This is a genomic window from Sphingomonas sp. ACRSK, from assembly GCF_022346685.1.
GTDB lineage: Bacteria > Pseudomonadota > Alphaproteobacteria > Sphingomonadales > Sphingomonadaceae > Sphingomonas > Sphingomonas molluscorum.
On the sequence record NZ_JAKRNR010000011.1, the window covers coordinates 59,903 to 73,452 of the forward strand.

The following is a 13,550-nucleotide window of genomic DNA, read 5'->3' on the forward strand; positions in this document are numbered from 1 at the left end:
TGCGGCCGATACCCCTCCACCATGCTTTGCATGGTCCCCCTCCCCTTGCAGGGGAGGAACTGAAATGTCTGACTTTCTTCTCGAACTCCGCTCGGAGGAAATCCCGGCGCGCATGCAGGAGCGGGCGCGCGAGGACCTGGCCAAGCTGTTCGCCGCCGAACTCGGCAGGGCAGGGCTGAAGGCGGCGGAAATCGTCACCTATGCGAGCCCGCGCCGGCTGGCGCTGATCGCGCGCGGGCTGCCGCTCGCGACCGAGGCGGTGCGCGAGGAAGTGAAGGGTCCGCGCGCCTCCGCGCCGCCGCAGGCGCTGGAGGGCTTCCTGCGCAAGACGGGCCTTGTCCGCGAGGACTTGGTGGAGCGCGACGGCGTGTTGTTCGCGGTGACCGACAAGCCCGGCCGCGCGACCGCCGAAGTGCTGGCCGAGGCGGTTCCGGCGGTCGTTCGCGCCTTTCCGTGGCCCAAGGCGATGCGCTGGGGCGCGCCCTCGGTATCGACCGAGAGCCCGCGCTGGGTGCGTCCGCTGCAGGGCATCGTCGCACTGCTCGACGACACGGTGGTGCCGTTCGAGGTATTCGGCGTCACCTCCGGCGCGGCGACGCTCGGCCATCGCTTCCACCATCCCGGTGCCATCACCATCGGATCGGCGCACGACTATGTCGAAAAGCTGCGCGCCTGCCACGTCATCGTCGACGGAGCGGAGCGCCGCGCGAGCATCGCGGTGGGCGCCAAGCTCGCCGCGCAGGGCGCGGGGCTGACCCTGGTCGAGGACGAGGGGCTGCTGTTCGAGAACGCCGGCCTCACCGAATTCCCGATGCCGCTGCTCGGCCGCTTCGACGCAAGCTACCTGTCGGTGCCGCCCGAGGTGATCCAGCTCACCGCGCGCGTGAACCAGAAGTATTTCGTCTGCCGCGACGCCGAGGGCAAGCTCGCGAGCGCGTTCGTCTGCACCGCCAACATCGATCCCGAGGATGGCGGCGACAAGATCGTCGAGGGCAACCGCAAGGTGCTGGCTGCACGGCTGTCGGACGCCAAGTTCTTTTATGAGACGGACCTGAAGACGCGGCTGGAGGACCTGTCCCCCAAGCTGGAAAAGATCGTCTTTCACGAAAAGCTCGGCACGGTCGCCGACAAGGTCGATCGGGTGGCGAAGCTCGCCCGCTGGCTGGTGCAGCAGGGCATCGTCGGTGCGAGCGAGGCGCCTGCAAAGGTCGAACTGCCGCTCGATCCGTCGTCTTCGCCGATCGACGCGCGCGACATCGCCGCGGGCACGGTGAGCGCGGATCGCGCGCGGCTGGCCGACTTGGCCGAACGCGCGGCGCGGCTCGCCAAGGCGGATCTCGTCACGGGCATGGTCGGCGAATTCCCGGAGCTGCAGGGCCTGATGGGCGGCTATTACGCCGCCGCGCAGGGCGAGCCGGCGGAAGTCGCCGAGGCGATCCGCGACCATTACAAGCCGGTCGGGCAGGGCGACGACGTGCCGACCGCGCCGGTGACGGTGGCAGTGGCGCTGGCGGACAAGCTCGACAGCATCACGCAATTCTTTGGCGTGGACCTGAAGCCAAGCGGCTCCAAGGATCCGTTCGCGCTGCGGCGCTCGGCGCTTGGCGTCATCGCCCTGCTGCTCGACAACGAGCTGCGGCTGCCTCTGTCGCAGGTCGCAGGCGAGGACGTGCTCGACTTCTTCGCCGATCGCCTCAAGGTGCAGCAGCGCGAGGCAGGCGTCCGCCACGACCTGATCGACGCGGTGTTTGCGCTGGGCGGTGAGGACGATCTCGTCCGGCTGCTGGCGCGGGTGCATGCGTTGCAGGGGTTCGTGACGACTGAGGACGGCACCAACCTGCTCGCCGGCTACAAGCGTGCGGCCAACATCCTGAAGAAGGAAGGCTACACCACCCCCGACCACCCGCGTACCCCAGCGGAGGCCGGGGCCCAGGCCCGCACTCTCCCGGATCACGCCGCGCGTGCGTCCCTGGACCCCGGCCTTCGCCGGGGTGCGGAAGAAGAAGGGACGGCGGAAGCCCCTGCGGCCGCGCTGGGCCAGCGCCGCAGCGTTGCCGCCAATGCGCCGGACGCGACCGACGCCTCGGTTCCGACCGGCAGCACCGGCACGCCCGGCAACCTGCGCCACCAGGACGAGGAGGCCAACCAGGCGGTCGACCGGCAGGGCACGACCGAGCACGACGGCACGGCGCACCCCTTTGCCGGCGGCCAGCCCGACGGCATTCCCCAGACCGGCGAGGAAGACCCGCTGGTCGAGGTGGAGCAGGGCGAATTCACCGGCTCCGTCGCGGCGTTTGCGCGCAGCGAGCGTGCGCAGTCGCTCTCCTACGAGCCCGAGCCGGCCGAGGACGCGCTGATGGCGGCCCTCGACGTCGCCGAGCCGCGCGCGGCCAAGGCGATCGCCGACGAGGATTTCGAGGGCGCGATGGCAGCGCTCGCGTCGCTGCGTGCGCCGATCGATGCCTTCTTCGACAAGGTGACCGTCAACGACGCCGATCCCGCCAAGCGCACGGCACGGCTCGCGTTGCTGGCGCGGGTTCGGGCGGCGGTGCATCGCGTGGCCGATTTCTCCCGAATCGAAGGATAGCGGACAGCCCGATGCGCTGATGCTATCCTTCGCCCGAAGGTCTGGTTTGTGATCCTCCTCCCCAGGGAACGCACTCCAACCCACGCAAGGAACCACGATGACGCAGTATGTGTACCGTTTTGGCGGCGGAGTTTCGGACGGGGGCTCCGGCGACAAGACGCTGCTCGGCGGCAAGGGCGCCAACCTCGCGGAAATGGCGTCGATCGGCCTGCCGGTGCCGCCGGGGTTCACCATCTCCACTCAGATGTGCACGCGCTATTATGAGGAGGGGCAGAGCTTCCCCGATTCCCTGCGCCAGGAAGTGGCCGAGGGGATCGCGCACATCGAGGGCGTGACCGGCAAGCGCTTCGGCGACGCCGCCGATCCGCTGCTGGTGTCGGTGCGCTCGGGCGCGCGCGTGTCGATGCCGGGCATGATGGACACGGTGCTGAACCTGGGCCTCAACGACCAGACGGTCGAGGGGCTGGCGACGGCGTCGGGCGACGCGCGCTTCGCGTGGGACAGCTATCGCCGCTTCATCCAGATGTATTCGGACGTCGTCCTGGAGCTCGATCACGGCCGCTTCGAGGAAGCGCTGGAGATCGCCAAGGAGGACAATGGCTACAACCTCGACACCGAGCTGACGGCCGAGGACTGGCAGAAGCTGGTCGCCGAATACAAGGCGCTGGTCGAGGAACTGTGGGGCAAGCCGTTCCCGCAGGACGTGCACGACCAGCTGTGGGGCGCGATCGGCGCGGTGTTCGGATCGTGGCAGGCGGAGCGCGCCAAGGTCTATCGCCGGCTGAACAACATCCCGGGTGACTGGGGCACCGCCGTCAACGTGCAGGCGATGGTGTTCGGCAACATGGGCGACACCTCGGCCACCGGGGTCGCCTTCACGCGCAACCCGGCGACCGGCGAAAACGCCTATTACGGCGAGTTCCTGATCAACGCGCAGGGCGAGGACGTGGTCGCAGGCATCCGCACGCCGCAGTATCTCACCAAGGCGGCACGCGAAGGCGCGGGCGCCAAGCCGCTGTCGATGGAAGAGGCGATGCCGGACGCCTATGGCGAGCTGGCGGCGGTGTTCGACCGGCTGGAGCGGCATTACCGCGACATGCAGGACATCGAGTTCACGGTGCAGCAGGGCAAGCTCTGGATGCTCCAGACGCGCTCGGGCAAGCGCACCGCCAAGGCCGCGCTCAAGATCGCGGTCGACATGGCCGAAGAGGCGCTGATCACCCGCGAGGAAGCCGTCGCGCGCGTCGATCCGGCGGCACTCGACCAGCTGCTCCACCCGACGCTCGATCCGGATGCGCCGCGCGACGTGCTGACCAAGGGCCTGCCGGCATCGCCGGGCGCCGCATCGGGCGTGGCCGTGTTCGACAGCGACACCGCCGAGCGCCGTTCCGCCACGGGCGAGCCGGTGATCCTGGTGCGCGTCGAGACCAGCCCCGAGGACATCCACGGCATGCATGCGGCCAAGGGCATCCTGACGGCGCGCGGCGGCATGACCAGCCACGCGGCGGTGGTCGCCCGTGGCATGGGCCGCCCGTGCGTGTCGGGTGCCGGGTCGCTTGCCATCGACAGCCGTGCGCGCGTGATGCGGATCGGCACGCGGGAGATCCGTGAGGGCGACACGCTCACCATCGACGGCTCGACCGGCGAGGTGATGGCGGGTTCGGTGCCGACCGTGCAGCCCGAGCTTGCCGGCGACTTCGGCACGCTGATGGAATGGGCCGACTGCGTCCGCCGCCTGAAGGTGCGTGCCAATGCCGAGACGCCGCTCGACTGCCGCACCGCGCGCGACTTCGGCGCCGAGGGCATCGGCCTTTGCCGCACCGAGCACATGTTCTTCGAGGGCAGCCGCATCACGGCCGTGCGCCAGATGATCCTGGCGGAGGACGAGAAGGGTCGCCGCGCGGCACTCGACAAGCTGCTGCCGGAGCAGCGCCGCGACTTCATCGAGATCTTTGAGGTGATGGCGGGGCTGCCCTGCACCATCCGCCTGCTCGATCCCCCGTTGCACGAGTTCCTGCCGCACCAGGAGGCGGAGTTCGCCGAAGTGGCATCGGCCGCGGGCGTGGGCGTCGAGCAGCTCAAGCGCCGGGCTGCAGAACTCCACGAGTTCAATCCGATGCTCGGCCATCGCGGCTGCCGGCTGGGCGTGACCTACCCTGAAATCTACGAGATGCAGGCGCGCGCCATCTTTGAGGCGGCGTGCGAGGTTGCGGAGAAATCGGGCGAGGCGCCGATCCCGGAGGTGATGATCCCGCTGGTCGGCACGCGCAAGGAACTGGAGCTGATGAAGGCGGTGGTCGACAAGGCGGCTGAGGCCGTGTTTGCCGAGAAGGGCCGCACAATCGAGTATCTGGTCGGTACCATGATCGAGCTGCCGCGCGCCGCGCTCAAGGCGGGCGAGATCGCCGAGGTGGGCGAGTTCTTCTCCTTCGGTACCAACGACCTGACGCAGACGACGCTGGGCGTCAGCCGCGACGATGCCGCGCGCTTCCTGGGCGTCTATGTCGACAAGGGCATCTATGCGCGCGATCCGTTCGTGAGCCTGGACGTGGAAGGCGTGGGCGAGCTGATCGAGATCGCGGCGGAGCGCGGGCGCAAGACGCGGCCCGACATCAAGCTCGGCATCTGCGGCGAGCATGGCGGCGATCCGGCCTCGATCGCCTTCTGCGAAAAGGCCGGGCTCGATTACGTCTCGGCGTCGCCGTACCGCGTGCCGATCGCGCGGCTGGCGGCGGCACAAGCCGCGCTGAAGGCCCAGGCATGAGCATGCGCCGCCCGGGCGAGGGGCAGAAGCTGACGCGGGATGGGTTCGACCGGATCGGGCCCTTCCACCCCTATGTCGTCTGGGCGGCGATCCTGCTGTTCGACCTGCTGGTGGTGCTGGCGATCCTGGCGGCACTCACCATGGCCGGCGACCGGATCGAGGACCAGCTCTGGCCCGGCGGCACGGAGTGGGTGACGATCTAGGACGGCACCCGGTCGCCTTCTTCAACTGTACCCCGGCGTAGGCGGGGGCCCAGCTTCGATGGGATCGGGTTGAATCGCCAACGCCTGCTTTCCCAACTGGGCCCCGGCCTTCGCCGGGGTACCGTTGTGTGTAGAGGCGAGATTACCGCCCCCATCGCTGCCAAGCGATTGTCGGGAGGACGTTCTTACCCCCAGCGGCGGACGTGTTCGTCGTCGCGGCCCTCGCGGATCATCGCTGCCTGCTCGCGCCAGCCTTCGCGGGCGATGGTGCCGGGGGCGAGGCGGAGCTGGACTTCGAGGGTCTGCTCGTCCTCGGCGGTCATCGTCTCGATGCCCTTGAAGGTCTTGATGCCGCGGTCGTTGAGCTCGCGTTCACGGACTTCGTCGATGCCGCGGATGCGCGACAGATTGTCGCGACCCCAGCCGAACCAGCCGCCCAGACCCTCGTGATGGCGATGCGAGTCATGCGTGTGCGACGTCGCCGCAGCGGCCGCAGTGGTGGCCGCGACCGGAACCGCGGTGCCGGCAACGGTGCCGGTGGTGCCCACGGGTGCGGCACGCAGCGCACGATCGCGCTCGGCCTCCAGCTCGCGGATGCGGGTATCGCGCGCCTTCAGCTCGGCCACCGTCTCATCCCGGTAGCGGCGGTGCTCGATCTCCTCGGCATGGTGCCGCTCGCGCCACTTGCGGCCTCCCGAACTGGAGGCGAGGCCGAACAGCCAGCCTGCGACCAGACAGAGCACGAGGACGAGATATTGAGTCGGCGTGTGGAACAGCATGGCGGCCTCCGGATCGATTCGGAGCGTCAACGACGCGGGCGAGCCCTGCGTTCCTTGGGGATGCCTACTGCGGGCTCAACGCGTCGGAGATCGAGCAGGCGGCGGGACCCAGGATCACCACGAACAGCGTCGGCAGGATGAACAGGATCAGCGGCACCGTCATGATCGCCGGCAGCCGCGCGGCCTTCTCCTCGGCACGCATCATGCGCTCGTTGCGAAACTCGGCGGACAGCACGCGCAGGGCCGAGGCGAGGGGCGTGCCGTATTTCTCCGTCTGGATCATGGTGGTGGCGACGCTGCGGATCGCATCCAGGTCGATGCGCTGGGTCAGGTTCTCGAATGCCTGGCGCCGCTCGGTCAGGAAGCCGAGCTCGATCGCGGTGAGCGAGAACTCCTCGCCGAGCTCGGGATAGGCGCGTCCGAGCTCACGCGCGACCCGGCCGAAGGCGGCATCGACGGTCAGGCCCGCCTCTGCGCAGATCACCAGCAGGTCGAGCGCGTCGGGAAGGCCCTTGCGGATGGCGTCCGAGCGCTTGGTGATGCGGTTCTTGAGGTAGATGTCGGGGGCCTTGTAGCTCGCGACCAGCGCGACCGCGACGACCAGATAGGATTTGAGCGGCCCCCAGGTGGCGAAGGTGTCGGTGCCATACACGACGAACGCCACGGGGCCGCCGATGAGGATCGGCAGGACCAGCCGCCCGAAGATCACCGCCACCGCCCATTCGCGCGAACGGATGCCGGCCTGGAGCAGCTTGGTCTGGGCGGCCTTGAGCTGTTCGTCCTGCAGCACCTTCAGGGACGACAGGGTGGCGCGCATCCAGTCGGTCGTCTCGTTCTTCTTGACGAGTTGTGCCCGGCGCCGGGACACCGGCGCGACGATGCCGGCCTTGAGCTGCTCGCGCCGCTCGTGGAGCGCCTTGACGCGCTTGGACATGGGATCGCGTACGGACAAGGCGGCATAGATCGCGATCAGCACGGCGAACGCGGCGACGCCGGCGAGCAGCGTCGCCACCATCAATACGTCCACGCCCATGATAGTCGGACCTTCGGGGTTGCTCAGCATCGCGTCAGATCTCGAAACTGACCATCTTGGCCATGATGAAGCCGCCGATCGCCATCCAGATGAAGCCGCCGACACCGATGACCATCAGCCGCTGGTCCACGAAGAACTTGGCGAGATAGTCGCTGTTGACGAACCAGATGAGGCCGAACACCACGAAGGGCAGCGAGCCGACGATATAGGCGGATGCCTTGGATTCGGACGACATCGCCTTGATCTTGAGCTTCATCTGCGATCGCTTGCGCAGCACGTCGGCAAGGTTGCTCAGCGTTTCCGACAGGTTGCCGCCGGTCTCGCGCTGGATGGCGATGGTGATCAGGAAGAACTGGAACTCCGGGGTGCCGATGCGATCGGCCGTTTCCTGAAGCGCCGCGTCCAGGGTGCGGCCGATGCGCATGCGGTCCGATACGGCGCGGAACTCCTCGCCCACAGGACCGGGCACTTCCTGGCCGACGACGCCCATGGTCTCGGTAATCGGCAGGCCCGAGCGCAGGCCGCGGACCAGCAGCTCGATCGCGTCGGGGAACTTGGCGGTGAACTTGTTGATCCGGCGATTGATCGCCATGCCGACCACCTTGTGTGGAATGCCTGCCCCCAGAAACAGGCCCACGAACAGACTGAGCAGCAACGGCATGCCCCGGCTCCACAGCAGGATCGTCGCCGCGATGGCAATGCCGAGCGTCGCCATGCCGTACTGGCCGACGGTCCAGCTCTTGCCCGTCATCGACAGCCGCTTCTGGAGCTGGGCAGGGTTGGGCAGCAGACGCCCCGCGGCCACGTCCATGCGCGTGGCGCGCGCAGTCGTGATCCGGCGGATCTGTGCTTCCATGCTCGTGCCGGAGGCTGCCGCCTGGTGCCGCTCGCGGACCGCGGCAAGCCGGCGCGCGCGGGCCTTTCCCGCGGACGGGCCCATGAAGGCGAACGCCAGCAGCAGCAGAACCAGCGCCGATCCCAGGATCATCAGCAGGAACGGCATCGGGTTCATGCCCGCCGTCCCCTGATCTGCCTCGTGCCCCGCATCCGGCCGCGCCTATCGCTTCGCCGGCTTCGCAGCGAAGCGTGAACGGAACTGCCCCAGGCGGCCGAGCAGCGACGGTGCCCCCGCGCCCGGTGCGGCCGGGCGACCCGCGCCGCCCTCGCCGAGTGCGTCCGCGACCGCCACGACCTGCGCTGCCAGATCGACCAGCGGCGCGATCGTCTTGGACCCCTTGCCCACGTCTGCCATCGGCTTGCCGAGCTTCGCGGCCTGGGCTGCGAGCTTCTGGTCGAACGGCAGCTGATAATCGACCGGGCGCTCGATCGAATTCTCGAAGTCCTTGCGGCTGATCTCCAGCTGCTGCGCCGGGTGCACCCGGTTCGCGACCACGAAGACCGTTGCCTCCGGCGCGTTGCTCTTGAGCCAGGAGAGGATGCGGATCGCGTCGCGCGCGGCGGCGAGCGTATATTCGGTCACCACCACGACCACCGGCATCTCCTGCGCCAGTTGCGGATGGTTGACCAGGATCGAGCGCGGCAGATCGACCACCGTGCATTCATAGGCGCTGCGCATCTCCTCACGCAGGCGGCGGAAGACGCTGCCGTCGGTCAGCACGGGGCTGCTGATCGGCGCTTCGGCAGAGAGGACGGCCAGCCGGTCCGAGGCGCGCACCATCGCGCGCTCGATGAACAGCCCGTCGATGCGGCTTGGATTGTCGATCGCATCGGTGAGGCCGCGCCCGGGCTCCAGATCGAGCGCGAGCGCATCGGTGCCGAAGTGCACGTCGAGGTCGAGGAGGGCGGTGCTGCGCCCGGCGCGCTCGCTCACCAGCCAGGCGATCGAGGTCGCGATCGTCGAGGCGCCCGCCCCGCCGCGCGTGCCGATCACCGCGACGGCACAATGGGGGCGCTGCACCGCGGCTGCGGCCGCCTCGCTCGCCTTGGGGGCGGCCAGCGTCGCCTGCGCCTGGGTAAAGGCGTCGCGCACCGCGTCCGGATTGAGCGGCTTCAGCAGATAGTCCTGGATGCCGCTGGCGATCAGGTCCCGGTAGAGCCGGACGTCGTTGACCTGGCCGGTCGCGATTACCGCCGTACCCGGCTCGCACACCTCCGCCAGCGCGTTGATGTCGTTGATCGGATCGCTGGATTCCGAAAGGTCGACGAACAGCACGGTCGGGCTGGAGGCGACGGAGAGCGCCTGCACGGCACTGCGCAAATTGCCGCGCTGCACCCTGTCGGCCGACCAGCCGAAGGAATGGACGATCGGGCGCAGCGTGTCGGCAGAGGCTTCGTCGGTGACGAAGCCGGCGAAGGGATCGCGATTGGCGGGACGGCTGGCCATCAGTTGCCCGCCGATCCGGTGGTGCCGGCGCCAATGCTGCCGCCAAGGCCTCCGCCGGCGCCGCCGGTCGTGTTGCCGCCGCCGGTGCCCTGGTTGCTCGAGCCGCCTGCGCCGCTGGGTGCGGCACCGCGATAGGCCTGGATCGCACGCGTGGCGTTGACCGGATCCGTGATGCCGGTGCCCGACTGGCCGTGGATCAGATCCTCGGGTTGCGCGACCATGGCAGCGAGATTGGAGTTCACGGCGCACCCGTGATTGGGACTGGTGTGCGAATCGAGGGTGAAGGCATTTGCGGGATCGGCCCGCGGGCAGGTCGGCACGCTGGCGGACGCGCGGGTCAGGACGACGCGCACCGTGCCTGCCGGAACCCCGCCTGGCGCTGGCGAGGCGGTGTCGGCAAGCAGCAGGCCGTAGCGTGCGGCCTCGGCCGCCACCTGCGCGCGGGCACCGGTGGCGCCGGCGGGATCCTCGACGGCGATCCGATCGCCATAGCCGGGCTTCAGCGCGGCCATCCAGCCGGCCAGCCGCCCAGCCTCTCCCTCGCTCAGGCCATAAGGAGTGGTCGCCAGTTCGACCGCATAGTCGCTGCGCGTGACGACCGGCTGGTTTACGGATTCCAGGCCGCGGTGGGCGTTGGGATCGCAGGCGGCGAGGAGGAGGGCGGGGGCGCAGAGCGCCAGGGCCGCGAGACGCGAGTACATGTTCTTCTCCATCGGCGGCGTCATTGGTTGCTGAAGCCCGGCGCGGCGGGCCGCTTCTTGCGCTTGCCCGAGCGCTCCTCGGCGAGCACCGGCAGGCCGGGACCGGCCGGCAGCGGCGCGCCGACTACCGGCGCGCCGACCACGGGCGAGGGCGCCATGGTGGGCACCGGCCGCGGCCCGCCGGAGGTCGAGCTGGTGGCATTGCCGAGCAGCACGCGATCCGCGTCGTCGGGCGCGCGATAGGCATCGGTGGGTAGCACGATGCGGTCCGCGTCGATCGGCTTCACCAGATAGGGCGTGATCACGATCACCAGCTCCGTCTCGTTGCGCTGGAACGCGTTGGAACGGAACAGCGACCCGATGATCGGCAGGTTGGCGAGGAACGGCGCCTGGTTCACCGAATTGTCGTGGGTGTTCGACAGCAGCCCGGCGATCATGAAGCTCTGGCCGGAGCCGAGTTCCACCGTCGTCTCCGCACGGCGCGTGGTGAGCGCGGGGATCGTGATGTCGTTGAGCTCCACCGAACCGGTGCTGGTGATCTGCGACACCTCCGGGCGGACGCGCAGGGAGATGCGGCCATCCGTGAGGACCGTCGGCGTATAGGCGAGGCTGACGCCATATTGCTTGTATTCGACCGAGATGCTCCCGAGCCCACCCTGGCTGATCGGGATGGGGATCTCGCCGCCTGCCAGGAAGGTGCCCGTCTCGCCCGAGACCGCGGTCAGGTTGGGGTTGGCGAGCGTCGTCACCTGGCCATTGCGTTCCCCCAGGTCGAGCGAGGCGAGCAGATCGAGCCCCAGCAGCCGACCGGCAGCGCCGATCGTGGTCCCGATCTCGGGAACGCCGGGAGCGGTGAAGCCGGTCCCTCCGGAGGGCAGGGTCTCGATGGTGCCCTGGCGACCCTGGCCGATGTTGAACAGGAACCCGCCCGTGCTGTCGCGCGAGGTCAGGTTGACGCCGATGTTCTTGACGTAGCTGCGGCTGACCTCGGCGATGCGGACCTGCAAGTTCACCTGCAACGGCGTGGCCGTCTTCAACCGGCTGAGCACGCGCGTGTTCTCGCCTACGAATGCCTGCGCGAGGGACTGCGCCTCTGCCACGTCCTCGGGAGAGCGGACGGTGCCGGTCAGCAGCACCATGTTGTTCATGGGCGTGGCGACGATCTGCGCCTCGGGCATGGCGAGCGCGAGCATCTCACCGAGCGTCGTGATGTTGTTCCCCACGCGGACGGTCGCCGCATAGACGGTCGCCCCGCTGCGGGAGACGGCGTGGACGGTGGTCTCGCCCGGGGACTTGCCGAACACATAGAGCTGCCGGGCCGAGCGGACCTGCACGTCGGCGATGCGATCGTCGGCGACGAACACGTCCGTCATGCCCGCAGGCAGGTTGATCAGCTGGCCCCGGCCGGAGTTCATCTGAACCACCGGCGGCGAGGGTGCGGCCGTCTGTGCGGCGAGCGGGGCGGGCGCGCCCATTCCGGTCGCCAGGGCGGCGATCAGTGCGAGCGGCGTGCCCAGCAGCCTTGCCTGGATACGCATGTCAGTTCCTCCCCCCGACCGGGACAACGGAAACCGCGCTGCCACGCGCGATGCGGACGCTCGGCCCGGTGACGGCCATGGCGCTGCCGGCGGCACCCGGCATGGTCGGGAAGACCGCCGGTGGCGCCCGGTCCGTGTTCTGGGGCTTGCCGGGCACCGAGCTGCGCTGGAAGCGCGAGACGTCCGCGCCGGTCGACACGGTGCTGCCACCCTCGACCGGACGCGCGGCGAGGCGCGCGAGGGCGGCCCGTTCCGCGTTGGGATCGTCGCTGTCGGGAAGACCGGCGTCTTCGCCGCTTGCGATCGCTTCCTCGAGTTCGGTGCCGCTGTCGGCCAGCGAGCGGAGCGAAAGGGAGATCTGGCCCACCGCCTGGGCCACGGAGATCTTCTCGGCGATGCGCGGGGTCGCCTCCAGCGTCACGGTCGAGAAGGTGTTGACGACCGTGTTCCCCTTTTCATCGACCTGCTTGTCGGTCCGTTGGTCGGTGGCGAGCACGCGCAGGTTGCGCAGCATCGTCTCCGACGCCTTCAACGGCGGGCCGTCGCCGCCACCCTCGATGTTCTGGGTCAGGATCAGGTCGACGCGGTCGCCCGGGAAGACGAAGCCTCCGACCGCTCCCTGCGCGGAGACCGGCACCGTCACCGCCCGCATGCCCGGGCCAAGCGCCGCCGCCAGGAAGCCGCGGTCGCCCGGCTTCACCAGCGCGCCCTGCGTAATCGGCTGGCCGGCGGGAATCGGATAGCGGACCACCGTTCCGACCAGCTTCGTCGCGTCGGGCGACCCTTCGGTGTAATAGGCGTCGGTGACGAGGTCCTGCGGCCACGGCTGAAAGGCGAGCGCGCCGGCATCGATGATCGTGCCCACCGGGAGCGCGCGCTTGGCGACCAGCACCTTGGGGCCTGCGACCACCGTCGGTTCGCCCGCTGCGGTGGCGGTCGGGGTCGATGCGCCCTGCATCAGGCTGCGCGCCATGAAGGCCGTGATGGCCGCCACGAACAAGGCGCCTACCAGCAGCAGGACTTTACGAGAATCCATGACGTCGAGACCTTTCCGTCCCTGGGCAGCGATGTTGCGGCATTAGGCAGTCACCGGAACTGGTTAAGAATGGGTTCGCGGATCACGAGGAGCGCCGCCATCGCGATCGCAACCCCATAGGGTATCTCAGGAAGTTGTTTCTTTTTTCTCAACAGCTTGTCGGCGACCATCAGCAGGGTGAGGGCGCCACCCAGAAGCGACATCAGCACCAGCATCCACAGCAGCGGCTGCGGCGGCAGCCATAGCGCCAGCGCGCCGATCAGCTTCACGTCGCCGCCACCCATCTGCCCGAGCCAGAAAGCCCCGACGAACAGGCCGAAGACCGCCACCGCCACCGCCAGCTGGATCGCGACGCCCGGCCACAGGCTGAGCCCGCTCGCCATCCACCACCCTGGTGCGAGCAGCGCGATCAGCGCGTTCTTCCAGTTCGCGATCTCGCGCGTGCGGACGTCCTCGATGCCTGCGGACAGCAGAAGGACCACCAGCGCGAGCAGCAGAAACGAGGCAAGGGACAGCGGCATCGTCCAAGGGCCTAGACGCAGCCGCTTACGAAACCGTAACCGGG

At 69.0% G+C, this 13,550-nt stretch carries 11 protein-coding genes; 3 read left to right on the plus strand and 8 right to left on the minus strand.

Going from position 1 to position 13,550, the window contains the following annotated elements; all coding sequences use genetic code 11:
- Nucleotides 1–64: 64 nt before the first annotated feature.
- The 3 genes from glyS to MHZ35_RS07990 all read left to right on the plus strand — a co-directional run bounded on the left by glyS (nucleotide 65) and on the right by MHZ35_RS07990 (nucleotide 5,554).
- Nucleotides 65–2,587, plus strand: a complete 2,523-nt coding sequence (gene glyS, locus MHZ35_RS07980) for a glycine--tRNA ligase subunit beta (protein WP_239435126.1) — start codon at nucleotides 65–67, stop codon at nucleotides 2,585–2,587.
- 97 nt (nucleotides 2,588–2,684) lie between these two features.
- Entirely contained in the window at nucleotides 2,685–5,351 is a 2,667-nt protein-coding gene (ppdK, locus tag MHZ35_RS07985; RefSeq protein ID WP_239435127.1) for a pyruvate, phosphate dikinase, read from the plus strand.
- Nucleotides 5,348–5,554 (plus strand): hypothetical protein, encoded by a 207-nt coding sequence (locus MHZ35_RS07990; protein ID WP_239435128.1) that lies wholly within the window; start codon nucleotides 5,348–5,350, stop codon nucleotides 5,552–5,554. Before ppdK ends, MHZ35_RS07990 begins: the two co-directional genes overlap by 4 nt.
- Before the next feature lie 185 nt (nucleotides 5,555–5,739).
- Here MHZ35_RS07990 and MHZ35_RS07995 read toward each other — a convergent pair whose 3' ends face one another.
- From MHZ35_RS07995 to MHZ35_RS08030, 8 genes are read right to left on the minus strand one after another with little or no spacing between them, the layout of a single operon-like run.
- Complete coding sequence (locus tag MHZ35_RS07995; RefSeq protein ID WP_132882543.1) at nucleotides 5,740–6,363, minus strand: hypothetical protein; 624 nt, start codon at nucleotides 6,361–6,363, stop codon at nucleotides 5,740–5,742.
- A gap of 34 nt (nucleotides 6,364–6,397) precedes the next feature.
- Nucleotides 6,398–7,366 (minus strand): type II secretion system F family protein, encoded by a 969-nt coding sequence (locus MHZ35_RS08000; protein ID WP_132882656.1) that lies wholly within the window; start codon nucleotides 7,364–7,366, stop codon nucleotides 6,398–6,400.
- Between the two features lie 34 nt (nucleotides 7,367–7,400).
- Complete coding sequence (locus tag MHZ35_RS08005; RefSeq protein WP_239435129.1) at nucleotides 7,401–8,378, minus strand: type II secretion system F family protein; 978 nt, start codon at nucleotides 8,376–8,378, stop codon at nucleotides 7,401–7,403.
- Between the two features lie 45 nt (nucleotides 8,379–8,423).
- Nucleotides 8,424–9,710: a nucleotide-binding protein gene (locus MHZ35_RS08010; protein ID WP_239435130.1), complete on the minus strand. Its 1,287-nt coding sequence runs from the start codon at nucleotides 9,708–9,710 to the stop codon at nucleotides 8,424–8,426.
- Entirely contained in the window at nucleotides 9,710–10,435 is a 726-nt protein-coding gene (locus MHZ35_RS08015; RefSeq protein ID WP_239435131.1) for a CpaD family pilus assembly lipoprotein, read from the minus strand. The genes MHZ35_RS08010 and MHZ35_RS08015 overlap by 1 nt, the downstream gene beginning before the upstream one ends.
- Nucleotides 10,432–11,949 carry a type II and III secretion system protein family protein gene (locus MHZ35_RS08020; RefSeq protein ID WP_446741029.1) on the minus strand — a complete coding sequence of 506 codons (1,518 nt, stop codon included), beginning with the start codon at nucleotides 11,947–11,949 and terminating at the stop codon, nucleotides 10,432–10,434. Before MHZ35_RS08020 ends, MHZ35_RS08015 begins: the two co-directional genes overlap by 4 nt.
- A gap of 1 nt (nucleotide 11,950) precedes the next feature.
- Entirely contained in the window at nucleotides 11,951–12,985 is a 1,035-nt protein-coding gene (cpaB, locus tag MHZ35_RS08025) for a Flp pilus assembly protein CpaB (RefSeq protein ID WP_125958959.1), read from the minus strand.
- 50 nt (nucleotides 12,986–13,035) lie between these two features.
- Nucleotides 13,036–13,506, minus strand: a complete 471-nt coding sequence (locus tag MHZ35_RS08030; protein WP_239435132.1) for an A24 family peptidase — start codon at nucleotides 13,504–13,506, stop codon at nucleotides 13,036–13,038.
- Between the last annotated feature and the right edge of the window lie 44 nt (nucleotides 13,507–13,550).

Bases quoted from the DNA above. Each gene is read 5' to 3' on its own strand.
- cpaB (WP_125958959.1), bottom strand. From the start codon at position 12,985: ATGGATTCTCGTAAAGTCCTGCTGCTGGTAGGCGCCTTGTTCGTGGCG.
- MHZ35_RS08000 (WP_132882656.1), bottom strand. From the start codon at position 7,366: ATGGGCGTGGACGTATTGATGGTGGCGACGCTGCTCGCCGGCGTCGCC.
- MHZ35_RS08015 (WP_239435131.1), bottom strand. From the start codon at position 10,435: ATGACGCCGCCGATGGAGAAGAACATGTACTCGCGTCTCGCGGCCCTG.
- MHZ35_RS08030 (WP_239435132.1), bottom strand. From the start codon at position 13,506: ATGCCGCTGTCCCTTGCCTCGTTTCTGCTGCTCGCGCTGGTGGTCCTT.
- MHZ35_RS08010 (WP_239435130.1), bottom strand. From the start codon at position 9,710: ATGGCCAGCCGTCCCGCCAATCGCGATCCCTTCGCCGGCTTCGTCACC.
- MHZ35_RS08020 (WP_446741029.1), bottom strand. From the start codon at position 11,949: ATGCGTATCCAGGCAAGGCTGCTGGGCACGCCGCTCGCACTGATCGCC.
- ppdK (WP_239435127.1), top strand. From the start codon at position 2,685: ATGACGCAGTATGTGTACCGTTTTGGCGGCGGAGTTTCGGACGGGGGC.
- glyS (WP_239435126.1), top strand. From the start codon at position 65: ATGTCTGACTTTCTTCTCGAACTCCGCTCGGAGGAAATCCCGGCGCGC.
- MHZ35_RS07990 (WP_239435128.1), top strand. From the start codon at position 5,348: ATGAGCATGCGCCGCCCGGGCGAGGGGCAGAAGCTGACGCGGGATGGG.
- MHZ35_RS08005 (WP_239435129.1), bottom strand. From the start codon at position 8,378: ATGAACCCGATGCCGTTCCTGCTGATGATCCTGGGATCGGCGCTGGTT.